This is a genomic window from Roseomonas sp. CAU 1739 (assembly GCF_039839775.1).
Classification (GTDB): domain Bacteria; phylum Pseudomonadota; class Alphaproteobacteria; order Acetobacterales; family Acetobacteraceae; genus Neoroseomonas.
Genome location: NZ_JBDOQQ010000012.1, coordinates 107,061 through 131,276, shown reverse-complemented (window position 1 = coordinate 131,276; position 24,216 = coordinate 107,061). Strand labels below are relative to the sequence as shown.

Sequence of the window (24,216 nt, the reverse complement as noted above, 5' to 3'; positions counted from 1 at the left end):
TCGTCTCATGGAGGGTGAAATGCAGCGCCGGTCGATCATGGTGTTGGGGCTTCTCGCGGCGGGCCTTGGCGCCTGCGCCTCGCAGCCGCCCGATTTCAGCTATGGCGGCGCGGGCTTCCAGCCAAACAATGTGCGGTTGAACCTCGCCTATGCCGAACGCAACTTCGGCGACATGCGGCTGTATGCCGGCAAGCCCGCCGAGGCCGCCGCCGCGCTGGCCCAGTTCGAAGCCGCGGTGGCGGGGATGCGCGACCCCGCCACCTCAATCGCCCTGCCGGTGCGCTACGGCTCGCAGGTGGCCGCGGCAGTGCGCGAGGAACGCGAGGCGATCGGCATCCCGCTCGACGTGCTGCCGAACCAAGCCGCGGCCGCCCTGGCCGCCGCGGTCGGGCCGCTGCAAAGCGGCAACCAGGCGGCGATCCGCGCCGCGCTGTCCAACCCGGTCTTCACCCTGGGTCCGGACGAAACACTCGCGCGGCTGACCAACCTGCCGCGCATGTGGACGATGGAATCCATCGCGCCGATCCTGACCCGTGCGGCGGGCAGCGAGTCGGGCGTGGTGATCCGCTGACGGCGGCCGGCAGGACCGGAAGGGGCTTTGCCCCCTCCGGTCCACCCCCACCAAAGGCTTAAGGCCTTTGGGAACCTCGACCTGGTGCAGGGCGCGGTGGTTGGTCCCCCGACGAAAAATGCCTTGGGCACGAGATCGACATCCACGCCCCGATCGGCTCCGTCGCGCCCGGCGCCAGAGCAGGATCCGTTCGCTTTCGCTCACGCCTCCTGCTCCATGCCCTTGTTTGATCGTGTGATTCACGCCTCCGGTAATTCCACCTGCGGCGATCACGCTCCAAGGACTGGCTTCCAAAGACCCACCGGCCTTTGGTGGGGTGGCTTGGAGGGGCAACGCCCCTCCAACCTTGCGCCAAACCGGCGCCGCGGGACCCGCGTCAGAACGCCAGTTCGGTCGCCTGTACCACCAGCGGCAGCCCGCGCACCCCGGCCAGCACGCCGTCCGGCATCGGCCCATCGAGCCCCACCAGGCAGATCGCATCCCCGCCCGGTGCCGACCGACCGAGGTGGAAGGTTGCGATGTTCACCCCCGCATCGGCCAGGGCCATGCCGAAGCGGCCGATGAAGCCCGGCTTGTCCTGGTTGGTGACATACAGCATGTGCGGCGCGAAATCGGCCTCGACCGCGATGCCCTTGATGGCGACCAGGCGCGGCTTGTTCTCGGCCACCAGCGTGCCGTCGATGGAACGCTCGAAGCGGTCCGTCACCACGCTCAGGCGGATCAGGGTGTGGTATTCGCCGCTTCGCTCGACCGTCGTCTCGGCCACTTCGATGTCGCGCTGCTTGGCCAGCACGGGCGCGTTGACCATGTTCACCGCGCCCATCAGCGGCGTCAGCACACCGGCCAGCGCGGCCGCCGTCAGCGGCTTCAGGTTCAGTTCCGCCACCGCGCCTTCGTATTCGACGCGCACCGCCTTGATCGCACCATCCTGGGCCGCGGTCAGTTGCCCCGCCATGCCGCCGAGCATCCGTGCGAGTTCCATGTAGGGCTTAAGACGCGGCGCTTCCTCCGCGGTGACGGACGGCATGTTGATGGCGTTGGACACAGCGCCGGTCAGCAGGAAATCGGCCATCTGGTCGGCCACCTGCAGGGCGACATTCTCCTGCGCCTCGGCCGTCGCGGCACCCAGATGCGGGGTGCAGACCACGTTCTCCAGCCCGAACAGCGGGCTGTCCGTCGCCGGTTCCGTCTCGAACACGTCGAGCGCGGCGCCGGCGAGATGCCCGGATTTCAGCGCGTCATACAACGCGGCCTCGTCGACCAGGCCGCCACGCGCGCAGTTGATCAGCCGCGCCCCCTTCTTCATCCGCGCGATGGCATCGCGGGAGATCACGTTGCGCGTCTGCTCGGTCAGCGGCGTGTGCAGGGTGATGAAGTCGGCGCGCGCGATCAGGTCGTTCAACTCGACCTTCTCGACGCCGATCTCGACGGCGCGCTTCTCCGACAGGAAGGGGTCGAAGGCGATGACCTTCATCTTCAGCCCCAGCGCGCGGTCGGCGACGATGGAACCGATGTTCCCGCAGCCGATCAGGCCGAGCGTCTTGCCGAACAGCTCTACGCCCATGAAGCGGTTCTTCTCCCACTTGCCGGCCTTGGTCGACGCTGACGCGTCGGGCAATTGCCGCGCCAGCGCGAACATCATGGCGATGGCGTGCTCGGCCGTGGTGATGGCGTTGCCGAAGGGCGTGTTCATCACCACCACGCCGCGCGCGGTCGCGGTGGTGACATCCACATTGTCCACGCCGATGCCGGCGCGGCCGACGACCTTGAGGTTCGGCGCGGCCTCCATCAATTCGCGCGTCACCTTGGTGGCGGACCGCACCGCGAGACCATCATACGCCCCGATGATGGCGCGCAGGTCGGCCGGGGACAGCCCCGGCTTGAAGTCCACCTCGATGCCACGGTCCTTGAAGATCTGGACGGCGGCGGGGCTGAGCTTGTCGGAAATCAGGACCTTGACCATGGTTCAGGCCACCACGACGTCGGCTTCGACGACGGCAAGCGCCCAGTCGAGCCAGGGCAACAGCGCCTGGATGTCGCTGGTCTCGACGGTCGCCCCGCCCCAGATGCGCAGCCCGGCCGGCGCGTCGCGATAGGCGCCGGCATCGAGTGCCACGCCTTCCTTCTCCAGCAGCGAGGCGATCTTCTTCGCCGCCGCCGCCTGCGCCTCGGCCCCCATCACGGTGAACCAGGGCGCGGTGATGGTCAGGCAGATCGAGGTGCAGGACCGCGTCGCCGCATCCTCCGCCAGGAAGTCGTAGCCCGGCTTGGTCGCGACCCAGCGCGCGATGGCGCCAAGGTTCGCCTCCGACCGCGCGACCAGCCCCTTCAGCCCACCCACCGAATCCGCCCATTTCAGCCCGTCGATCGCATCCTCGACGCAGAGCATCGACGGCGTGTTGATCGTCTCGCCCTTGAATATGCCGTCGATCAGCTTGCCGCCCTTGGTCATGCGGAAGATCTTCGGCATCGGGCGGTCGGGGGTGAAGGATTCCAGCCGCGCAACGGCCCGCGGGGACAGCGCCAGCATGCCGTGCGCCGCCTCCCCGCCCAGCACCTTCTGCCAGGACCAGGTCACCACATCGAGCTTGTCCCAGGGCAGGTCCATCGCGAAGGCGGCCGAAGTCGCATCGCAGATCGCCAGGCCCTCGCGGTCGGCGCTGATGAAGTCGGCATTGGGCAGCCGCACGCCGGAGGTCGTGCCGTTCCACACGAACACGACGTCCCGCGACGGATCGACCTGCGTGAGGTCCGGCAGCCGCCCATACGGCGCTTCCAGCACGCGCGCATCCTTCAGCTTCAGCTGCTTGACGACATCCGTCGCCCATTCCTTCGAGAAGGATTCCCAGGCCAGCACATCGACGCCGCGCGCGCCCAGCATCGACCACAGCGCCATCTCGACCGCGCCGGTATCGGATGCCGGCACGATGCCCAGCCGCCAATCGGCCGGCATGCCCAGCACGGCGCGCGACCGGTCGATCACCTCGGCGAGGCGTGCCTTGGGGTCCTTGGCGCGATGGCTGCGCCCGAGCAGCGCGCCATCCAGCGCGGCGAGCGTCCAGCCGGGACGCTTGGCGCAGGGACCAGAGGAAAAGGCGGGGTTCGCGGGACGGAGTCCCGGCTTGCGGGTGGCATTTGCCATGATGCGGCTCCCTTTCAGAAGCGGATGCGCCCCGGTGGGGGGGCGTGGCCCGCTGCCGACATACGCCCACGCCATGGCGCAGGCAACCGGGACGCGCGGCCGCCGTTGCATCGCCATGTCGCGCGCACAGGCCTCCATCCTCATCCTCGTCGGCCTGGTGCTGGCGCTGTTCGTCCTGGTGCCGGAGGTCCCGCTGCTCGGCTTCGCCGGGCTTTTGCTCGCCGTCGCGCTCAGCCTGCCCGCCGGGCTGGTGATGCGCTGGACCGGCGCGCCGCGCTGGGTGGCCGTGCTGGTGGTGGTCCTCGCCCTGGTGCTGTTGGCCGTCGCGGCGGCGACCCTTGCCGCCGGGCCGCTCGCCGACCAGGCCCGGCAACTGGCCGAGGACCTGCCGAACAGCCTCCGCGCGCTGCGCGACCGGCTGAACGGCGATCCCTGGGGCGCCTGGCTGTCGCAATGGCTGAGCGTGCCCGAGGACGGCGCCAGCCAGGGCATGGGCTTCGCCGCCCTCGCCGCCACGACGACGCTGGGCTGGTTCGGCAATGCGGCGGTCATCCTGCTGGTCGGCGTCTACCTGGCCGTGCATCCGACCGCGTATGTGGCGGGGCTGCGGGCATTGCTGCACCCGTCGATCGACGGGGCCGCCGCAGCGGCGCTGGTGGAATGCGGCGTGGTGCTGCGTGGCTGGCTGGCCGGCCAGGCCTTCGCCATGGTGGTCAGCGGCACCCTGACCTGGATCGGGCTGACGCTGCTCGGCGTGCCGCTGGCCGGCGTGCTGGCGGTGCTGGCGGCGTTGCTCGGCTTCATCCCGAATATCGGTCCAGTGATCGCCGCCGTGCCGGCCATGCTGCTGGCCGCGACGATCTCGCCCTGGCTGGCATTGTGGGTCGCGCTGCTGTTCGTCGTGGTCCAGTTCATCGAGGGCAACATCCTCACGCCACTGGTGCAGGCCGAGATGGCCGACCTGCCACCGGCCGCGCTGTTGCTGGCGCAGGTGCTGATGGCGTCCTTCTTCGGTCTGCTGGGCGTGGCCCTTGCAGCGCCACTCGCCGCCGTGGCCGCCGTGCTGGTCCGGCGCGGCTATGCCGAGGGATGGCTTGGCCGAGAGCCGGCCCGCGACGATGCCGCCTGATCAGGCCCGGATGCTGACCGCCAGGGAGGTGATGATCGACATGGCATCGGTCGAGGTCGAGGCGCTGCTGTCCGCCGCCGCATTGGCCGCCGCGATCAGATAGCGTTCCGCCAGTTTCCGCACCGCCCTGTCGTCCTGCAGGCTGTCGATCTTCAGCCGCGACGTCACGGCACGCCCCTGGGTCTCGACCGGCTGGATCGCCATCGCATCCGGCAGGCCAAGCGCGCCGGTGACCACCCGCCGCATCACCGCATCGCCCAGCACGTCATAGACATCGGTCGCCATGCCGGCGGATTCCAGGAAGTAGAGCGCATCCGACAGGCCGGCCTGCCTGTCGTCGAGGCCGTTGCGGTACTGGTATTTCAGGAAGGCGTTCGACAGCGTCTCGACCAGGGTGCCGTCGCGCAATCCGGCGAGGCCGGTCTTGTGGACGCCAAGCGTCGCCGCCGCATTCTGCCAGTTGCTGCCCAATTGCGCCGCCAGGCCGGTGTCGTCCTCGGGGTCCGAGAGCAGGGCCCGGCGCACCATCCCGGCGTTGCCCTCCTGCCCCGACAGGCCCAGGGCGGGCAGCAGCACCTTGAGGATGCGCGAATCCCGCAGCGCCTGCTCGATCGTGCCGGCCTTGTCGAGCGCTGTGCGGAACTGGGCGAGCGCGGACAAGGTGACCGGGTCCTTCTTCTCCTGTGCGATGCCCTTGGCCTCCGCGCCTTCAGCCGTGGCGCGGCGCAGCGCCGGAATGGCGTCGGCCACCGAGCCGGACACCGTGGTCGATGACGACACGCCGAACAGCGCCTGCACCTGCGACAAGGTGATGTTCATGCCGCATCGTCGCCCGGAACGGGTAAGCGCGCGGTTAACCCGGCAGAAGCGACGGGTCGAAGGTAACGCCGTGGTCCAACGGACCATGCCCCGCGCCATACCCCGGTGCCGCCGCGATCGCCGCCAGCACATAGGCGCGCGCCCGCACCACCGCGTCGCGCAGCGACATCCCCTGCGCCAGCCCCGTCGCGATCGCGGAAGCCAGCGTGCAACCGGTGCCGTGGGTATGCCGCGTCTCGATCCGCGCCGTGGTGAATTCCTCCACCCCGTCGGCGGTCACCAGCAGGTCGGTCAGCACCGCGCCATCCATGTGCCCGCCCTTCAGCAGCACCGCCGGCACGCCCAGGCCGCGCAGCGCCGCCGCCGCCTCGCGCATGTCCGCGAGGTCGCGGATCGGCCGGCCCACCAGCACCTCGGCTTCCGGCAGGTTCGGCGTGATGATGGTCGCCAGCGGCAGCAGCCGCGCCTTCAGCGTATCGACCGCATCGGCAGCGAGCAGCGGATGCCCGCCCTTGGCCACCATCACCGGGTCGGCCACCAGCGGAATGCCCCGCGCCCGCGCGGCGAGTTCATCGCACACCGCCTCGATCACCGGCACCGCATGCAGCATGCCGGTCTTGATCGCATCGGCGCCAAGATCGTCCAGCACCACCGCAATCTGCTGGCGGATGAAGTCGATCGGCACGCCGGCCACGCCATGCACGCCCAGCGTGTTCTGCGCAGTCAGCGCGGTGATCGCGGTCATGGCGAAGCCACGCAGCGCGGTCACCGCCTTGATGTCGGCCTGGATGCCGGCACCGCCGCCGGAATCCGAACCGGCGATGATGAGGACGCGTCCCTTCATGGGGTGGGGCCCGATGGAGGGGCGCTGCCCCTCCAAACCTCCCCGCCAGGAGCCAACGGGCTCCTGGACCGCGGGATTCCGGTGCCGGGCGCAGCGGTTCGTCCGCCGTGATGCGCAGCCGACCGGCCCGGCGCCCGGCAGCATGACCTGCCGCCCCGCCGAATACGCCCGAACCACCCTGGCCCAACCATGGCCCACAGCTCCAATCCAAGGTGTCCAGAGGCCCTTGGGCCTTTGGGGGGTAGAGGTCCGGAGAGGAGCAAGGCCCCTCCCTGGTCGCGCCGCATCCTCACGCCGCCCGTGCCTTCGCCCGGATGGCATCCGCCAGCCGCGCCACCGTGCCCTCCACCAGCGACTCCTCCTCGGCCTCCGCCATGACGCGGATCACCGGCTCCGTCCCGCTGGCGCGGATCAGCACGCGCCCGCGCGTGCCAAGTGCGACCTCTTCGCTGGCGATCGCCGCCTTCACGCCCGCGTCGTTCAGCGGCGAGGCGCCGGCGTAGCGGACATTGACCAGGCGCTGCGGCAGCGGCGCGAAGCAGCGCAGCAATTCGCTGGCCGGCCGGCCTTCCTCGACCAGCACGCCCAGCACCTGGAGCGCGGCGATCAAGCCATCCCCGGTGGTGCCGAAATCCGGCATGATCATGTGGCCGGACTGCTCGCCGCCCAGGTTGCAGCCCGCCTCGCGCATGCGTTCGCCGACATAGCGGTCGCCCACCGCCGTGCGCAGCAGCCCCAGGCCGCGCGTGGCAAGGAAGCGCTCCAGACCCATGTTCGACATCACCGTCGCCACCACGGCGCCGCCGCGCAGCCGGTCCTGCGCCAGCCAGGACCGCGCGATCAGCGCCAGGATCTGGTCGCCATCGATCAGCTGTCCCGCCTCGTCCACCAGCACCAGGCGATCCGCATCGCCGTCCAGCGCGATGCCCAGGTCGGCCCGGCGCTCCTGCACCAGCGTGGCGAGCGCGCCCGGTGCGGTCGACCCCACGCCCTTGTTGATGTTGAACCCATCGGGGGCGACCCCGACCGGCACCACCTCCGCCCCCAATTCCCACAGCACGGTGGGGGCGACCTTGTAGGCCGCGCCATGGGCGCAATCGACGACGATGCGCAGGCCTTCCAGCGTCCGGCCGCGCGGGAAGGACTGCTTGGCCGCCTCGATGTATCGACCGGGCGCGTCCTCAAGCCGGCTGGCGCGGCCCAGCCGCCCCGGCGCGACCATCGCCGCGGTCAGGTCGCCGGCCATCAGCGCCTCGATCTCGCATTCCTGCTCATCGGTCAGCTTCAGCCCATCCGGGCCGAACAGCTTGATCCCATTATCTTCATACGGGTTGTGGGAGGCGCTGATCATCACGCCCAGGTCGGCGCGCAACGAACGCGTCAGCAGCGCAATGGCCGGCGTCGGCAACGGCCCGACCAGCACCACATCCATCCCCGCGCCGATGAAGCCCGCGGTCAGCGCCGGTTCCAGCATGTACCCCGACAGGCGCGTATCCTTGCCGATCACCACGCGATGGCGGTGGGTCCCGCGGTTGAAATACCGCCCCGCCGCCTGCCCCAGCCGCAGCGCCGTCGCCGCATCCATCGGCGCCTGGTTGGCCGTGCCGCGAATGCCGTCGGTGCCGAACAGGCGACGGGCGGGCGGCGGGGTGGCGGTGTCCTTGGGCATGACTTCGATCCTCTGCCCCCATCCCTACAGCGCCCGATACCGGCTTGAGAAGGCCGGGGACGATCCGCCCCGCCGTCTCGCCGCCCCGCACGGTTTGGCGCGGCGCCCGGGCCATGCTCTGTTCGCGGACCAGGAAACGCGGAGCGAACGCCCCCCATGACGACCATCCCGACCGAACAGGTTCCCGCCATCCACCACCGCCGCGTCGGCGACATCATGCTGACCGTGGTGAGCGACGGCTTCCTCGAAGGCTCGATGGCCGTGCTGCAGAACATCAGCGTCGAGGATTCGTCCGAGATGCTGCGCTCGGTGTTCCGGCCGGTGCCGCGGCGCACCTCGCTCAACTGCTTCATCATCCGCTCGGGCGGGCGCACCGCGCTGATCGACACCGGCGCCGGCACGCATATGCAGAAATCCTCCGGCCAGTTGCTGCGCAACCTCGCCGCCACCGGCATCGCGCCGGCCGGGATCGACACGGTGCTGATGACGCACCTGCACCCCGACCATTCCAACGGCCTGGCGACCGCCGAGGGCGGCGCCTTCTTCCCCGCCGCCGAACTGGCCATGCATGCGGACGAACACGCCTACTGGACCAGCGAGGAGGCCGAGGCCGAGGTCGCCCGCACCGGCCAGGGCGTGCCGACCGGCGGCGCCTACTTCCCCATGGCGAAGCGCCAGATGGCACCTTATGCGGACCGCCTCCGCCTGTTCCAGGGCGGCGCCGAGGTCTTCCCCGGCGTCACCGCCATGCACTTCCCTGGCCATACGCCGGGTCATTGCGGCTTCCTCATCGCCTCGGGCGGGCAGTCCCTGCTGATCTGGGGCGACATCGTCCACCTGCCGGAAGTGCAGGTGCCGCGGCCGGAGGTAACCATCCTGTTCGACGTCGATCCGCCGCAGGCCGCGGCGACGCGCCGGCGCGTCTTCGACATGGTGGCGACCGAGAAGACGCATATCGCCGGGATGCACCTGCATTTCCCGGCGACCGCGCATCTGGGGCGCGAAGGCAATGGCTACCGGCTTTTCCCGGAGGCATGGGAGCAGACCCTGTAGCGAAGGGGCCCGGCCAGCCTATTCCGGCGCCTTCGAGGCCTTGGCAAGGAGCTCGTGCGAGCGGGGCGGGCCGGACTGCGTGATGCCTGACGCGGGATCGGCCACCACAGCCCCACGCCTGCGCGTCAAGTGCCGCGCCAGGCGCATCCCAGGCTGTTCGATCCATCGGTTCGTCGCCGTGGACGTCGCCACGGTCATCGCCACCACGAGCACCCAGAGAACAGCAGCCGTGATGACGGCACGAGGGCCGGATACGGTCGTATCAATCCAACCACCGCTCCACGCCGGGACAGTGTGAACGAAGACGAAGTGCATCACGTAGCAACTGAAACTCAGCACGCCGATCCGCTGGATGATCGGATGGGAAAACAGGGTCGGCGTTGAAATCGCCATCAGCAGGACGAAAACGCCCAGAAGGCTCGATGCGATGAATATCTGCGGTATGGTGTCCGGCACAAATCGATCGGATGCTGCCGGATTAAGCGCTGCGATGACCAGCAGCAAAACGGTCAGTCCGAGCAAAACCCATGAATTCCGCCTGGAAAGGCGAAAATTTCGCATACTTCTCAAGATACAAAACACGACAAATCCAATCATGAAAACCGGCATCTGATTGAAGAACCAGAAATACAGGAAATTGTTTAAATATACGCCGGAATATTCCTGGAAAAAACTCAGGCCAAATGTATTGGCCATGATGGCCACGACGATTGCCAGGATCAGCATCGCCACCGCCCGGCCGGTGGATGACAGGAACACGATCAGGAGGGGAAACAGAGCATAGAAGGTGAACTCGACACCGATGCTCCAGCCACCGGGAACCACCATCCAGCCCGGCGTCGTCGGTATCCAGTCGGGATGCCAGGCATTGATGAAAAATACGGAGCGCAACAGCTGCGCGACCGAAAAGCCGGAACCCGGTGGCTGCACCACCATGTAAAATACGACACCAAAATAATAAAGTGGGGCAATCCTCAAAAATCTCCGAATGAAAAAATTCAATGCCCTTCGACCGTAAGGCTCGATCGACCTGTTCCAGGAATAACATAGCGTCACGGCACTGGCGATAAAGAACAACTGGACGCCATGCCAGCCGAAGTTCGTCAGTTTCTTCAATGGCCAGTATAATTCTGGAAACGAGCCCCCGACATGGGTTGTCATCACCAGTATGATCGCCCAGCCACGGACGGCATCGATATAGGCGAAGGTCTCGCCCGTCGGCGGTGCCGAATCGTTTGGCCGATCCACCGCCATCGGGTCGTTCACGGCCCCAGGTTCCGCCAAACCGGCCCGCCTGCAAGCCAACCCCTGACGCCCCATCCTGCCGTCACCAGGGGTTGGGCATCCCCGGTCACCGCGCGGGCATATCCTCGCAGCAGAAACGAATGGATGCCCACGGGAGGAAGGCTCCTACCTCGGGCCCGGCTCAGCGTCACTGCAATCCCCAATCGCCGACAGTGCCACGCCCTTCCGAAGGATCGGGGCCAAGCACAAGCATGCCACACCCGTGCCGCGCACCGAAGGAACGATGCTGCCTAGCATCAGTCGCCCGCCTGCGACGCGCCGATGTTACAGGCGCGCCACACCGCCAGCGCCTGCACCGTCTCCGCAACGTCATGCACGCGCAGCACCGACGCGCCGCGCGCCGCGCCCGCCAGCGCCGCCGCCACGCTGCCCGGCATGCGCTGCCCGGCCTCCTCAACCCCCGAAAGCCGTCCGATGAATCGCTTGCGCGACGCGCCCAGCACCACCCGGCAGCCGAGTGAGGCGATCAGCGGCAGCCGGTCGATCAGCGCCAGGTTGTGGTCCAGCGTCTTGCCGAAGCCGATGCCCGGATCGACCGCGATCCGCCCGCGCGCGATGCCCGCCGCCTCGCAGGCCGCGATGCGGTCGCGCAGGAAGCCCGCCACCTGCACCGCCACGTCGTCATAGGTCGCCAGCGCCTGCATCGTCGCCGGGTCGTCGCCGGGCATGTGCATCAGCACCACCGGCACCTGGGCCTGCGCGACCAGCTGCAGCGCCTGGGCGTCGTGGCGCAGGGCGGAGATGTCGTTGACGATCTCCGCCCCCGCATCCAGCGCCGCGCGCATCGTGGCGGCGTTGCGCGTGTCGATGCTGACCGGCGCGGCCTTCGCCAATTCCCGCACCACCGGCAGGATGCGGGCGATCTCCTCCTCGGCGGTCACGGCGGCGGCGCCGGGCCTGGTCGATTCACCGCCGATGTCGAGCATGTCCGCGCCGGCCTCGAGCATCGCGTGGCCGGCGGCGATCGCGGCCTCGGCCTGCGCATGCCGGCCGCCATCGGAGAAACTGTCGGGCGTGACATTGATGACGCCCATCACCAGCGGGCCATCGGCCGGCAGTCCGGCGAATGGCGCGGGGCGCTGGGCGATGGCGTGCATCGCTTCCTGCCAATCCTCCGGCACCTCGCGGATCGGGCCGACGCCCAGATCCTCGCCATCCTCGATCAGGCGGACGAAGGCGAAGGCGATGTCGCCGCCCTGCAGCGGCAGGGCGAAACCCTCGCGCAAGGCATGGAAGGAAACAGGGCCGGTGATGAGGCCCAGCGGTTCGACGAAGCGGCCGGTGATCATGGGCAGCGATGTGCCTGATCGGGACAGGGAAGGCCACTGGGAGGCAGTGCCAGTTGCGGAAATAGTCGTGCACCGTGCTGCGCCGCGGAAGCTCGTTGAATAACGATGCCCACGGGCAGTAAGTGCTGAGGATGAAAATCACCCCATTGACGACATCGAGCTCAACTACGACCCGCGTGTCGCCGCCGCGCTTGGCCGGCGGGATCAGCGGGCAGATCAGCACCCAATCCTTGTCAGTCAGGTCACCCGGATCATGCAGATTACTTCGGTCATCGCGAGCACGGTTCTCGTCGGTCCACATCTGGCGGCTCTCTCGGTTCGGATAGCCGTCAGTGAATTACAATTAAATCAAATTATCCGAGGTATTCGTGGGTCCGCACTTGGCGTCAATCACTTTACTCGTCATCGGTGGGAGGGGTGGGCAGCGAAAATAGGTCCCCGGGGCCTGGCCGAAATTTCTTTGAGAACAGACGTGCGAACTCATCCCAGTCATCCGATACTGACAAAAGGGTGGTCACCGCGACGATTTGCTTTTCCAGATGCGGATTCCCAACCTCATCGGTCAGAAAGCGATGATGAGTGTATCGGCGCCTTCCCTTGATGGGGTCGCGCGGGTTCTTGCTACGAAGCTCTTCAAGAACACCAGGGGGAAGTCGCTCATAAATCAATTCATTGGTGAGTTTTCCAATGTAATGATTACGATTATTGGAACCGGGAGCATATTTCCATCCACGCACGCGATGAAGTTCTTCATAAAATGTGTCAGGGAATCGTTTGGCCCAAGGTAAAAGCTCAGGCGCTATATATGCTGACAATATATTCTGCAGTTCATCACGGGCCCGAATTTTTGTGTAGCCAGTGGCATCATCGACCAAGTTGAGGATGCCAGAGATGGCTAGGCCGCGCACCAGCCGCTCCGCGAAGTCAGCGACTGATTCCTGAGATTTCGTCAAAACTCCTTGAGCCCGAGCTTTCAAGTACACATCACAAACAAGTGGTAAAAGCTCAGCGCGGTATCCTGTGACAATCTGCCCGCGGTCACTCAAGTAATCGACTGGCTCAAGGTAGCCTTTTATTTCGTCCGTGATGAAGGAGTCCAGGTTGTTGGCATCTAGAAAGTTGGGGCGCTCGGTGCGCTTGTACGTACCCTTCCATGGGCGCCCTAACGCTTCAAGGAAAGCACGGCTGATGAGCACGCGCCGCTGGTCAGCAAGGTTGGCGACCTTGAGCGGCACGATGCCCGGAATTGTCAGCGTACCTTCGTGCGTGGCGCGCGGGAGATCCCATCGAGCGGCAGCCCCCTTTTGACCGATCTCGCGGCGCTCATCGGCGGTCAGCTTAATCGCCCGCGCCTGGCCCCCTTTGCTCTGTTTCGTACCAGACATCGGCAACCCCCATGCTTGCTAGGAAACGACCATATGCTTGCTCGAGAGGCGGAGCAAGCACTGCGCATAAGAATTTTTCGATGCCTGCTTGTTGGCTCACCGCATAGCCGCTGCCTTCCGGGCGATCTCAGCTCGCCGGTCTGGTGTCATCCCGGCCGAGCACGCGGCGGCGGGCTTCCGCCCCATCTGGGCCGCGGCTGCGTCCTTCACATTGTCCACGACCTCGCCCGTGGCGATGCCGCCAACGAGCTTCGCGAGGGCGATGGAGTCGCGTGGGCGGGGATGCGCGCCTCTGCAATGCCGTTAGCATGCCGCTTGGGGGCAAGCCGCGCACAGCGACAAGGTCCTCCGCAAGGATTCAGCGCCTTTCAAACTGACCCACTGGCCTTTGGTGGGGCGGCTTGGAGAAGCAAAGCCCCGTCAGCCTTCCGACCAACCTGGGCGCGCGTTGGGTGGGGTCCTGCGATCTTCATCCCGCCTCGACCGCCCCCACTTCGCGCAGCGACACCTGCGTCGTCCGCCCCAGCACCAGCATGTCGCGCAGCCGCAGCCCCATCACCTGCACCGCCTGGTCCAGGCTGCGGGCCATGGCGATGTCGCCCGGGCTGGCCGAGGCCGCGCCACGCCCGCAGCCGCGTGCCAGCACGATGCCCTCGGCCTCCAGCGCCAGGGCGCGGCGGATGACCTGGCCGGGCAAGGCGGCCGGCTCGCTGCCGCCGAGCGTCTCCTCCGCCAGAAGCACGCCGCGCGGGTCTAGGTACAGCGCACGGAATTCCCCGGCTGCCAGGCTCGCGCCGCCGCGCCGCAGATGCGCCATCCAGGCGGCCGCGCGCGCCAGCACCGGCCGCTTGGCGCGACGCAGGTGGTCCAGCCGCTGGGCCGCCGCCAGCACCGCGCGCAGCGCTGCTGCGCCGGCTTCCCCCAGCTCGGGCAGGCTGGCGAGGTCGCGCGGCGCCGCCGCGACCGCCTCGGTCAGCCCGCCGAATCGGGCGAGGACCGCCTCTACCGCCTCGGCCGCTTCCATGCAGCCCAGGCAGGGGGCGAGCAGCGCGAACAGGATCTCGCGGTCCTCATGCTGCGCCTCCGCCGCCATGTCGGGCCCGCGGCGGCGGGCCATGGGCGGGCGCGGTGCGGCCGCTGCGGGGGTGGCGGCAGTCTGGAAGGCGAAGGCGTCCATGGTCTGGGCTTTCCGTCCGAATTCTACCTTGTGGCGAAATTCATTGTCCTTTTTCTCTCCCTAGTGCACATCGGAATGGCGTCGGCCGGCGTCGGAATCGCGTCGGTGCAATCCTGGCTGATGAGGTGTCCCCGGGTGTCCAGCGTCGGCTTCCCGCCGCGGCGGGCGTGCAGCGCCGCACCCCGGCTGCGCATCCGGCTGGTCGACACGCTGCAGATCGTCACCGCGGAAGGCCGGCCCGTGCTGCCCGGCGGCACGCGGCCGCGGGCGCTGGTGGCGCTGCTGGCGCTGGCGCCCGGATACCGCATGCCGCGCCGGCTGCTGGCCGGGCTGCTGTGGTCGGGTGCCGAGGCGCGCCACGCGCTGGGCCGCCTGCGCGACGTGCTGCACGACCTGCGCGCGGCCCTGCTGGCGGAAGGTCTCGACATCCTCGGCGCCGACGCCGCCGCCATCTGGCTGGTGGCCGAGGCCGTCGCGGTCGAGGCCTCCGGGCGCCGCGCGGGCTGGCCTTTCCTGGCCGAGCTGCGCGGCATCGACCCGCAACTCGACGACTGGCTGGCGCGCGCGGAAGGCGAGGCGCCGCCGGGCGCCGGCGCCGAGCCGCGCGCCCCGCCCGAACGTGCCGCGCTGCCCACGGCGCGGCGCGCCGGGGTGCTGGTCGCGGCGCTCAACAACCTGGCCGGCGCGCGGGCCGGGCATCTCGACATCACGACGACCGATGCGATCGTCGCCGCGCTGTCCGCGCTGCGCTCGGTCTCGGTGCTGGTCGAGGTGCCGGGCCGGGCGATGTCGGTGCCGGACTACCTGTTGACCGGCAATATCCACATGGCGGGCCAGCGCCCGCAGGTCGCGCTGCGCCTGGTCGATGTCGGCGGCGGCGGGGCGGTGCTGTGGTCGGCCGTGATCGCCCCCGACGAAGCCCGCCCCACCGCCTTCGCCGAGGAAGTCGCGGCGCAGGCCTGCGCCCGGCTGGAACACGAACTGCTTCTGCTGGAAGCCGAACGCGCCGCGCTGCGCCCGCTCGCCGAGGCCTCCGCGCAGGAGATGGTGCTGCGCGTGGTGCCCGACATCTACCGGCTGGAACGCGACGCCTTCGAACGCGCGGGCAAGGTGCTGGCCATGGCGGTGCGGCGCGACCCCAGGCTCGCCTCGGCGCAGGCCTGGCTCGCCTATTGGAACGTGCTGCTGGTCGGCCAGGGCTGGGCGGGGCAGGAACGCGACGCGCTGGCGGCCGCCGGCCAGGCCGCCGAACAGGCCATCATGCTCGACCCGCGCGACGCGAGGGGCCTTGCCATCGCCGGCCATGTGCGCGGCTTCCTGCACCACCAGATCCCCGAGGCGCTCGCCCTCACCCACCAGGCGCTCGAGATCAATCCGGCGCTGCCGGCGGCCTGGACCTTTTCGGGCATGGCCCATGCCTATGGCGGGGAACTGGAGACGGCGCGGCGGCACCTGAAGCGTGCGCTCGCCCTGCTGCCGCGCAGCCCGCACGCCTTCTTCACCGAGGCCGGGCTCGCCACGGTCGAGATGCTGCTCGGCAATTTCGACGCCGCACTCGCCACCGGGCGCGCCGTGCTGCAACTGCAACCGCGCTTCACCGCGGCGCTGCGGGCGCAGATCGCGGCGCTGGGCCATCTGGACCGGGCGGCGGAAGCGCGGCCGCTGGTGCGGGCGATGCTGGAACTCGACCCCGGCTTCACGGTGGCGCGCTTCCGCCAGGCCGCGCCCTATGTCCGGCGGCGCGACATGGACCATTTCCTGCGCGGGCTGCGCTCGGCAGGCATGGGGTAGGCGCGGTTGCGCCACGCCCGGACTGGCGCCAGGGTTCCCGCCCATCGCCAGTGCCAGGGACACCGCCAGCCATGAACGACGCCGCCAAGGCCCGCCTCGATGCGCTCCAGCCGGACCTCGTCTCCATTCGCCGCGACATCCACGCGCATCCCGAAATGGGCATGGAGGAAGCCCGCACCTCGGCGCTGGTCGCCCGGACGCTGCGCGGCTGGGGCCTCGATGTCACCGAAGGCGTCGGCAAGTTCGGCGTGGTCGCGACGCTGAAGGGCCGCCAGCCCGGCCAGCGCGCCATCGGGCTGCGCGCCGACATGGATGCGTTGTCGATCACCGAGGCGACCGGCCTGCCGCATGCCTCGACCAATCCGGGCGTGATGCATGCCTGCGGCCATGACGGCCACACCACGATGCTGCTGGGCGCCGCCAGGATGCTGAAGGACGACCCGGATTTCGGCGGCACCGTCCACTTCATCTTCCAGCCCGCCGAGGAAGGCCGCGGCGGTGCGAAGGCGATGCTCGACGACGGACTGTTCGAACGCTTTCCCGTCGATGCCGTCTATGGCCTGCACAACAAGCCGAACCGCCCGCTCGGCACCTTCGCCATCCAGCCCGGCCCGGCGATGGCCGCCGGCGACCGCTGGGTGGTGACCTTCCGCGGCACCGGCGGTCATGGCGGGTCCACGCCCCACATGGCGACCGACGTCACCGTGCTGACCGCGCAGTTCATCCTCGCGGTGCAGACCATCGTCTCGCGCAACGTCGCGGCGATCGACGCGGCGGTGATCAGCGTCGGCGCCATCCATGGCGGCTCGATGGCCTCGACCAACGTCATGCCGGCCGAGATGGTGATCGGCGGCACCGCGCGGTCCTTCACCGAGGCGGTGCGCGACACGATGGAGACCCGCATGCGCGAGATCGCCGCCGGCCTCGCCGCCACCTTCGGCTGCACGGCCGAGGTCGAATACCGCCGCCGCGGCACCGCCCTGGTGAACCACGCCGAGCAATCCGCCATCGCGCTGCGCGCCGCGACCGCCGTGGTCGGCGCGGACCACTCGACCGGCCAGGCCGGGCCGGTGACCGGCGGGGAGGATTTCTCCCTGATGCTGCAGGCCCGCCCCGGCGCCTTCATGTTCATGGGCATCGGCGCCGGCGGACCGTCCTCGGAAGGCCTGCACACGCCGACCTACGACTTCAACGACGACGCGATCCCGCTCGGCGTGGCCTATTGGATGAGCCTGGTGCGACAGGAATTGGGGTCGGTCGGGGATTGATCGCCGGGGGCGGCTTGCCCCCTTTTCGCGTGCGGCGATGCCCCACGCCCCCACCCAAGGCCTGGTGTCGCGGTATATCCCGCGGGGCCATCGAACCGACCCTGTCCGCGGCGCAAGGCGCCAAGTATCGGGTTCCAAGGGCCCACCGGCCCTTGGCGGGGTGGCTTGGAGGGGCGGCGCCCCTCCAACCTTCGCCTCACCCCCCGCGCACCGCCTGCAGTGCCGCCCCCGCGAAGGCGGTCGCATCGGCTGGTGGTGGCCGGCTGTCGGCCATCGTCACCTGGACCTTCACGAAGCGCCCATCCGCACCGCCGATGCAGACTTCCCGCATCACCGGCGCGCGGCCGAAGGCGCCGGTCATGATCGCGCAGCGCAGGCCGAGCGCCGGCAAGGTCATGCGCTCGCGCTCGGCCAAGCGCCGACCGGTGCGGCCTTGCGGGGCCTCCGACAATTCCGCCACCGCGGCGGTCAATTCGCGGTCGATCGCCGCCGCCCCAGGGTCGGCCGGCGCTAGGCCCGCCCCGGCATAGACCAGCACCGAGCCCACCGCCGCGCGGTTCGGCGTGGCGTAGTCGAAGGTCACGGACGGGCCGGGCCGCTGCGCCGATTCCCCCAGCACGAAGCCGGCCAGGGTCTCCGGCATCCGCTGGGCGATGGCCTCCAGCGACGGCGCCTGGGCCTGCATCATGGCGGCGCAGCTGGTCAGGGCAAGCATGGCGCCGGCGGCGAAGCCCCGGGCCGTGCCGGCGATGTGGTTCCTCGCGATCATTGCATCCCCCCTGCTCCACCGCGTCGGCTATGGCACGCCGTGGCGGGTGAAGGAATGCCGGCAATTCCGGCCAAACCGTGACGCCGCCGACAGGCGCGGTCGCGCCAGCCGGCCGGGGCGGTGGTCAGGCCACCGCCCGGCGACGCGTGGCGTCGCGGACGACGCCGGCCACCAGCGTGATGACCGAGGTATAGAGGATCATCTGCATCACCGTCGCTCCCACCCAAAGCCAGATCGGGAAGACCCCGGCAATGGCGGGCACCAGGAAGCCGAGCGGGAGGAACAGGTAGGCATAGGCCTCGGGCACCGCCTCGGTCACCTGGTGCGTGCCTTCCCAGATCATGTTGAAGGCGACGTACAGGATGACCAGCAGCCCGACCCAGGCGATCCAGCGATGCTTGTTCAGCAGGTTGGCGATCAGCGACGCCGCCACGCCCATCAGCACGACCGACACCGCCAGCCCGACGATCAGCACATAGGGGTGGTCCTTGGCCGCCCCGGCGACCGCCAGCACGTTGTCGAGGCTCATGGAAATGTCGGCCACCAGGATCTGGGTGATCGCCTGCCGCAACGTCTTGCGCGGCGCACCGGACGTCTCGCCCTCCAGCCCCTCGGCGTCGTGGCCGTGCTCGGCGCCGCTCTCGCGCAGCTCCCGGTACATCTTCCAGCAGACCCACAGCAGCAGCACGCCGCCGGCCAGCACGATGCCGACGATCTGCAGCAGCTGCACCGTGATCGAGGCGAAGGCGATGCGCATGATCGTCGCGGCGATGATGCCCCAGAAAATCGCCTTGCGGCGCTGGTCCGTGGGCAGGCCCGCGGCCGCCATGCCGACCACGATCGCGTTGTCCCCGGCAAGGACCACGTCGATGAACAGCACCATGGCGAGTGGCTGGATCCACTCGGGCAGCATTTCCAACATCGTGCGACGGCCCCGGAGTTAAGTTGCCTGAATTTAACCTGACGCCAGATACCGGGGCGCTCCGTCCACCGCAACCCCGAATGCCGGCCCTGCAACGGCCGCGCTTGCGTCGCGCCGCCCCGCGCGCCAAACCCGCCCCGAAATTCCCGTACCGGAGCCTGCCCCATGGTGCCGCGCTATTCCCGTCCGCAGATGGACGCCATCTGGTCGCCCGCCGCGCGCTACCGCATCTGGTTCGAGATCGAGGCGCTGGCGGCCGAGGCGATGGCCGGGCTCGGCACTATCCCCGCCGAGGCGGCCCGCGCGATCCGCGACAAGGGCGCCCCGCGCGCGGCTTCCATCGGTGATGCCGAAGTCGCCCGCATCGACGAGATCGAGCGCGTCACCCGGCACGACGTCATCGCCTTCCTCACCTTCATGGCTGAGGGAATCGGCCCCGAGGCGCGCTTCATGCACCAGGGCATGACGTCGTCCGACGTGCTCGACACCTGCTTCTCGGTGCAGTTGACGCGCGCGGCGGACCTGCTGATCGCCGACCTCGACGCGCTGCTCGCGGCACTCAAGGCGCGGGCGATGGAACACAGGATAACGCCCACCATCGGGCGCAGCCACGGCATCCATGCCGAGCCATCGACCTTCGGGCTGAAACTCGCCGGCCACTACGCCGAATTCGCCCGCGGCCGGGCGCGCCTGGTCGCCGCGCGGGCCGAGGTCGCGACCTGCGCCATCTCCGGCCCGGTCGGCACCTTCGCTTCGGTCGATCCCCGCGTGGAAGATTTCGTCGCCGGCAAGCTCGGCCTGGCGGTCGAGCCGGTGTCCACCCAGGTCATCCCGCGCGACCGTCATGCCGCCTTCTTCTGTGCGCTGGCCGTGGTCGCCTCGGGCATCGAACGCCTGGCGACCGAGGTGCGCCACCTGCAACGGTCCGAGGTGCGCGAAGCGGAGGAGTATTTCCACCCCGGGCAGAAGGGCTCCTCCGCGATGCCCCACAAGCGCAACCCGGTGCTGAGCGAGAACCTGACCGGCCTCGCCCGCCTGGTGCGCGGGTATGTGGTGCCGGCGCTGGAGAACGTCGCGCTGTGGCATGAGCGCGACATCAGCCATTCCTCCGTGGAGCGTGTGATCGCCCCCGATGCGACCATCGCGCTCGACTTCGCGCTCACGCGGCTGACCGGGATGATGGAGAAGCTGACCATCTATCCGCAGCGCATGGCGGCGAACCTCGAATCGCTGGGCGGCGTGGTGCACAGCCAGAAGGTGCTGCTGGCGCTGACCCAGGCCGGGATGAGCCGGGAGGACTCCTACGCCGCGGTGCAGCGCGCCGCGATGGCGACCTGGGAAGCGCTGGGCACGCCGGGCGGGCGCGATTTCCGCGCCAATCTGGAAGCCGACCCCACCGTCTCCGCTTTGCTGACGCCCTCGGCGCTGGAAGCGGCGATGGATCCGAAGCGTGACTTCGCCCATGTCGATACGGTGTTCCGGCGGGTGTTCGGCGCCGATTGAGCGCGCCGACACCAGACTGGACTCACGGATTCGTGACGGGTTGCGGAGAAACCAAGGCACCGCCGCCCTCTTTAAGACAAGGACCAGCGTTAAACATTTGGTCACGTTGAGAAGGAGCCTGACCATGCGCCTGACCCGGATGATCGGAGTTCTCGCCCTCGCAGCCGGCGCAGCCGTTGCGGTGGTGCCGAGCGATGCCGCCGCGGGTGATGGCAATCGTGGCCGCGGCCATGGCGACCGTGGCTATTACGGCTATGGCCCCCCGGGGCGTGGCTGGGGCCCGCCGCCGCGGCCTGTCTATATCGCGCCGCGTCCCTACCCGGTCTATGTGGCGCCGCGGCCCTACTACCAGCCGTATTACGCGCCGGCCCCGCGCGTGTATTACGCGCCGCCGCCGCCGGTCTATTACGCCCCGCCGCCGGTCTACTACGCGCCGCCGGTCTATGGGCCGCCCGGCGTCTCGCTGAACTTCCGCTTCTGACCCCCCCATTGCCGGCAGGCCTGCGCCGACGCAGCCTGCCGACATGTGCACCGTCATCGTCCTGCACCGGCCGGCGCATCGCTGGCCCCTGCTGATCGCCGCCAACCGCGACGAAAGGCTGGATCGTGCCTGGGACCCGCCGGCCGCGTGGTGGCCGGATCATCCCGACATCATCGGCGGACGCGACCGCAGCGCGGGCGGCACCTGGATGGCGCTGGGCGCCGACGGAGTTGTGGCCGCGGTGCTGAACCGGCCGGGCAGCCTGGGGCCAGCAGCAGGGAAAAGGTCTCGTGGTGAACTGCCGATCCTCGCCGCCGCCGCCGCCACCGCCGAGGTCGCCGCCGCGGCCATCGCCGCCCTGCCGGCCGGGGACTGGCGGCCCTTCAACATGGTGGTCGCCGATTCGCATCGCGCAGTCTTCCTGCGCGGCCTCGGCGAGGGACGGCCGGAGGCGATTGCGCTGCCCGAGGGCCTCTCGATGGTCACCGCCCATGACCCCAACGACCCGACCAGCCCGCGCACCCGCCGCCACCTGCCCCGCTTCCGCGCCACGCCGCCGCCCGACCCGGACCAGCCGGACTGGTCGGCCTGGGAGGCGTTGCTGGCCGATGGCGGCTACGACCCGGCGATCGGCCTGGCCGAGACGCTGAACGTCCCACCCACCAACGGCTTCGGCACGGTTTGCTCGAGCCTGGTCGCGCTCGGCGCCGATGGGGCGCGCCACTGGCTGTTCTGCCCATCCCCGCCCGGCACCGCCCCCTTCGCGCCCCTGGCATTGCCCCCACCCGCTTGACGCGGGCCAGACAGGGCCCATGGGCAATGGCCCTTCCGGGAAGGCGCTGCTATACCGCGCCCCTCTATCGCCAGCCGCCCCTCGGTATGGCGACTGCAAGGATTCCCCCCGATGGCGCGACGCCGACAACTTTATGAGGGCAAGGCCAAGATCCTGTTCGAAGGACCGGAGCCCGGCACCCTGGTCCAGTACTTCAAGGACGATGCCACCGCCGGCAACGGCGCCAAGAAGGGCACCATCACGGGCAAGGGCGTGCTCAACAATCGCATCAGCGAATACCTGATGACGCGGCTGACCGAGATGGGCGTGCCGACGCACTTCATCCGCCGGCTGAACATGCGCGAGCAACTGATCCGCGAAGTCGAGATCATCCCGCTGGAAGTGGTCGTGCGCAACGTCGCCGCCGGTTCGCTCGCCACCCGCCTCGGCATCACCGAGGGGCAGCGGCTGCCGCGCTCGATCATCGAGTACTACTACAAGAACGACCAGCTCAACGACCCGATGGTGGCCGAGGAGCACATCACCTGCTTCGGCTGGGCCTCGACCCAGGATCTCGACGACATGGTCGCGCTCACCCTGCGGGTGAACGACTTCCTCTGCGGGCTGTTCCTCGGCGTCGGCATCACCCTGGTCGACTTCAAGCTGGAATTCGGCCGGCTGTGGGAAAACGAGGAGATGCGCATCGTCCTCGCCGACGAGATCTCGCCGGACAATTGCCGCCTGTGGGACACCAAGACCGGCGAGAAGATGGACAAGGACCGCTTCCGCCGCGACCTCGGCAAGGTCGAGGAGGGCTACCAGGAAGTCGCCCGGCGCCTCGGCATCCTGCCCGAGGCCGGCCCGCGCGACATGACCGGCCCGGAGAGCATGCAGTGAAGGCCCGTGTCTATGTGATGCCGAAGGCCGGCGTGCTGGACCCGCAGGGCAAGGCGATCGGCCATGCCCTCGAAGGCCTCGGCTTCGCCGGCGTGCAGGATGTGCGCGCCGGCAAGGTGATCGAGCTGGAACTGGCGGAGACCGACGCCGCCCGGGCGAAAGCGACCGCCGAGGACATGGCGCGCAAGCTGCTCGCCAACACGGTCATCGAATCCTTCCGGGTGGAGATCGCCTGAGGTGGTCAAAGCCAGCCTCCTCGCGATGGGGGTGCTGACCGTCCTCATCGCGATGGGGCTGCGCTGGCGCGAGGACCGCATGCCCGCGGGCCAGCGCGCGCCGCGCCTCGGCATGGTCGCGCGCGGCAAGCGCACCATCGACCGCTGGGTCACCGCCGCGGCAATCGCAGCCGCTGCCACAATGATCGTGCTGGGCGGCATCCACTGGTTGCGGCTGATTCAGGGGTAGGGGGCGCTTGCTCTATCTGTCGTTCTTCTGGCCATTCATGCTGCTCGGCTGGCTTGGCTGGCCCGCGATAGTGGCGTTCGCAGCCATCGGTACATACTTGGTGATACGAGATGAGGTCAGATTCCAGCGATTGCCGAAAATGCGGCAGTTTCGCGACTACCTGCTTTCCCTTGGCGGTCGCACCGCGGTCGTCGCGGGGTATTTCCTGGTGATGCTGCTCACATTGAGTACTTGCGTCGCGATCCTCGGATAGCCAAGGAGCGTCTTATGAGATCAGCCATCATCACCTTCCCCGGCACCAACCGCGAACGCGACATGCGCACCGCGCTGAAGCGCGTCACCGGCCGCGACCCGCTGATGCTGTTCCATCGCGACGAGTTGCCGAAGGACGTCGACCTGGTGGTGCTGCCCGGCGGCTTTTCCTATGGCGACTACCTGCGCTGCGGTGCCATGGCCGCGCAATCGCCGATCATGCGCGACGTGCGGGACTACGCGGCACGCGGCGGCCATATCCTCGGCGTGTGCAACGGCTTCCAGATCCTCATCGAGACCGGGCTGCTACCGGGCGGCCTGCTGCGCAACGCCTCGCTCCGCTTCCTGTCGATGGACTGCCACATGCGCGTCGAACGCGCCGGCACCGCCTTCACCTCCCGCTGGCAGAAGGGCGCGGTGTTCCGCAGCCCTATGGCCCATGGCGACGGCAACTACTTCGCCGACGACGCGACGCTCGACCGGCTGGAAGGCGAAGGCCTCGTCGCTTTTCGCTACACCGACGAAGCCGGCACGGTTACTGACGCCGCAAACCGCAATGGCAGCGCGCGCAGCATCGCCGGGATCCTGTCCCCCAGCCTGCGGATCTGCGGCCTGATGCCGCACCCCGAGGATCTGGTGGACCCGCTGATGGGCGGCATCGACGGCCTGCCGATGTTCGAGAGCCTGGCGGAAAACCTCGTCGCCAGCTGAAG

23 protein-coding genes and 2 pseudogenes are annotated in these 24,216 nt (G+C 68.9%); 13 read left to right on the top strand and 12 right to left on the bottom strand.

All coding sequences use genetic code 11. The annotated features are described in order from the left end of the window. Positions 1-19 precede the first annotated feature (19 nt). Positions 20-571 carry a hypothetical protein gene (locus AAFN86_RS19200; protein ID WP_347545126.1) on the top strand — a complete coding sequence of 184 codons (552 nt, stop codon included), beginning with the start codon at positions 20-22 and terminating at the stop codon, positions 569-571. Positions 572-947: 376 nt separating this feature from the next. On the opposite strand, the gene serA is transcribed toward AAFN86_RS19200, so the two are convergent. Then, positions 948-2,534 carry a phosphoglycerate dehydrogenase gene (gene serA, locus AAFN86_RS19195; protein WP_347545124.1) on the bottom strand — a complete coding sequence of 529 codons (1,587 nt, stop codon included), beginning with the start codon at positions 2,532-2,534 and terminating at the stop codon, positions 948-950. A gap of 3 nt (positions 2,535-2,537) precedes the next feature. Beyond that, the gene (locus tag AAFN86_RS19190; RefSeq protein ID WP_347545123.1) at positions 2,538-3,713 is read right to left on the bottom strand and encodes a phosphoserine transaminase; all 1,176 of its coding nucleotides are present in this window, start codon (positions 3,711-3,713) and stop codon (positions 2,538-2,540) included. 73 nt (positions 3,714-3,786) lie between these two features. On the opposite strand from AAFN86_RS19190, the gene AAFN86_RS19185 reads away from it, so the two are divergent. After that, on the top strand, positions 3,787-4,842 hold the full coding sequence (locus tag AAFN86_RS19185) for an AI-2E family transporter (RefSeq protein ID WP_347545121.1): 1,056 nt from the start codon (positions 3,787-3,789) through the stop codon (positions 4,840-4,842). Here the strand turns inward: AAFN86_RS19185 and AAFN86_RS19180 are convergent, their stop codons facing one another. From AAFN86_RS19180 to glmM, 3 genes are all read right to left on the bottom strand, one after another. Next, the gene (locus tag AAFN86_RS19180; protein ID WP_347545120.1) at positions 4,843-5,661 is read right to left on the bottom strand and encodes a DUF1217 domain-containing protein; all 819 of its coding nucleotides are present in this window, start codon (positions 5,659-5,661) and stop codon (positions 4,843-4,845) included. Positions 5,662-5,695: 34 nt separating this feature from the next. Continuing rightward, complete coding sequence (gene thiD / locus AAFN86_RS19175) at positions 5,696-6,505, bottom strand: bifunctional hydroxymethylpyrimidine kinase/phosphomethylpyrimidine kinase (protein ID WP_347545118.1); 810 nt, start codon at positions 6,503-6,505, stop codon at positions 5,696-5,698. 289 nt (positions 6,506-6,794) lie between these two features. Then, positions 6,795-8,174: a phosphoglucosamine mutase gene (gene glmM / locus AAFN86_RS19170; protein WP_347545117.1), complete on the bottom strand. Its 1,380-nt coding sequence runs from the start codon at positions 8,172-8,174 to the stop codon at positions 6,795-6,797. Positions 8,175-8,330: 156 nt separating this feature from the next. Here glmM and AAFN86_RS19165 point away from each other — a divergent pair, with 156 nt between their 5' ends. Beyond that, complete coding sequence (locus tag AAFN86_RS19165; protein WP_347545116.1) at positions 8,331-9,227, top strand: MBL fold metallo-hydrolase; 897 nt, start codon at positions 8,331-8,333, stop codon at positions 9,225-9,227. 18 nt (positions 9,228-9,245) lie between these two features. Here the strand turns inward: AAFN86_RS19165 and AAFN86_RS19160 are convergent, their stop codons facing one another. From AAFN86_RS19160 to AAFN86_RS19145, 5 genes and pseudogenes are all read right to left on the bottom strand, one after another. Further along, on the bottom strand, positions 9,246-10,493 hold the full coding sequence (locus AAFN86_RS19160; RefSeq protein ID WP_347545115.1) for an acyltransferase: 1,248 nt from the start codon (positions 10,491-10,493) through the stop codon (positions 9,246-9,248). 275 nt (positions 10,494-10,768) lie between these two features. Beyond that, entirely contained in the window at positions 10,769-11,821 is a 1,053-nt protein-coding gene (gene folP, locus AAFN86_RS19155) for a dihydropteroate synthase (protein WP_347545113.1), read from the bottom strand. Positions 11,822-11,927: 106 nt separating this feature from the next. Beyond that, positions 11,928-12,122 (bottom strand): annotated as a pseudogene (locus AAFN86_RS29600) (transposase); the annotation flags it as partial. A gap of 94 nt (positions 12,123-12,216) precedes the next feature. Beyond that, entirely contained in the window at positions 12,217-13,206 is a 990-nt protein-coding gene (locus AAFN86_RS19150; RefSeq protein WP_347545112.1) for a P63C domain-containing protein, read from the bottom strand. Positions 13,207-13,675: 469 nt separating this feature from the next. Then, positions 13,676-14,383 (bottom strand): JAB domain-containing protein, encoded by a 708-nt coding sequence (locus AAFN86_RS19145; protein WP_347545111.1) that lies wholly within the window; start codon positions 14,381-14,383, stop codon positions 13,676-13,678. 135 nt (positions 14,384-14,518) lie between these two features. On the opposite strand from AAFN86_RS19145, the gene AAFN86_RS19140 reads away from it, so the two are divergent. Both AAFN86_RS19140 and AAFN86_RS19135 read left to right on the top strand, forming a co-directional pair. Continuing rightward, positions 14,519-16,174, top strand: a complete 1,656-nt coding sequence (locus tag AAFN86_RS19140) for a hypothetical protein (RefSeq protein WP_347545109.1) — start codon at positions 14,519-14,521, stop codon at positions 16,172-16,174. A 71-nt stretch (positions 16,175-16,245) separates the two neighbouring features. Further along, entirely contained in the window at positions 16,246-17,442 is a 1,197-nt protein-coding gene (locus AAFN86_RS19135) for a M20 aminoacylase family protein (RefSeq protein WP_347545107.1), read from the top strand. 196 nt (positions 17,443-17,638) lie between these two features. Here the strand turns inward: AAFN86_RS19135 and AAFN86_RS19130 are convergent, their stop codons facing one another. Both AAFN86_RS19130 and AAFN86_RS19125 read right to left on the bottom strand, forming a co-directional pair. Then, positions 17,639-18,211 (bottom strand): hypothetical protein, encoded by a 573-nt coding sequence (locus AAFN86_RS19130; protein WP_347545105.1) that lies wholly within the window; start codon positions 18,209-18,211, stop codon positions 17,639-17,641. Positions 18,212-18,527: 316 nt separating this feature from the next. After that, positions 18,528-19,133: pseudogene (locus AAFN86_RS19125) on the bottom strand (TerC family protein); the annotation flags it as partial. A 165-nt stretch (positions 19,134-19,298) separates the two neighbouring features. Here AAFN86_RS19125 and purB point away from each other — a divergent pair. From purB to purQ, 8 genes are all read left to right on the top strand, one after another. Further along, complete coding sequence (gene purB, locus AAFN86_RS19120) at positions 19,299-20,636, top strand: adenylosuccinate lyase (protein ID WP_347545103.1); 1,338 nt, start codon at positions 19,299-19,301, stop codon at positions 20,634-20,636. A gap of 124 nt (positions 20,637-20,760) precedes the next feature. Further along, positions 20,761-21,117, top strand: a complete 357-nt coding sequence (locus tag AAFN86_RS19115; RefSeq protein WP_347545101.1) for a hypothetical protein — start codon at positions 20,761-20,763, stop codon at positions 21,115-21,117. Between the two features lie 43 nt (positions 21,118-21,160). Then, positions 21,161-21,910, top strand: a complete 750-nt coding sequence (locus AAFN86_RS19110; protein WP_347545099.1) for an NRDE family protein — start codon at positions 21,161-21,163, stop codon at positions 21,908-21,910. A gap of 111 nt (positions 21,911-22,021) precedes the next feature. After that, positions 22,022-22,786, top strand: a complete 765-nt coding sequence (purC, locus tag AAFN86_RS19105; RefSeq protein WP_347545098.1) for a phosphoribosylaminoimidazolesuccinocarboxamide synthase — start codon at positions 22,022-22,024, stop codon at positions 22,784-22,786. Next, positions 22,783-23,022 carry a phosphoribosylformylglycinamidine synthase subunit PurS gene (purS, locus tag AAFN86_RS19100; RefSeq protein ID WP_347545097.1) on the top strand — a complete coding sequence of 80 codons (240 nt, stop codon included), beginning with the start codon at positions 22,783-22,785 and terminating at the stop codon, positions 23,020-23,022. The genes purC and purS overlap by 4 nt, the downstream gene beginning before the upstream one ends. Position 23,023: 1 nt before the next feature. Further along, entirely contained in the window at positions 23,024-23,251 is a 228-nt protein-coding gene (locus AAFN86_RS19095; protein ID WP_347545096.1) for a hypothetical protein, read from the top strand. A gap of 7 nt (positions 23,252-23,258) precedes the next feature. Next, positions 23,259-23,504, top strand: a complete 246-nt coding sequence (locus AAFN86_RS19090; protein WP_347545094.1) for a hypothetical protein — start codon at positions 23,259-23,261, stop codon at positions 23,502-23,504. A gap of 14 nt (positions 23,505-23,518) precedes the next feature. Next, complete coding sequence (purQ, locus tag AAFN86_RS19085; RefSeq protein ID WP_347545092.1) at positions 23,519-24,214, top strand: phosphoribosylformylglycinamidine synthase subunit PurQ; 696 nt, start codon at positions 23,519-23,521, stop codon at positions 24,212-24,214. Positions 24,215-24,216: the final 2 nt, after the last annotated feature.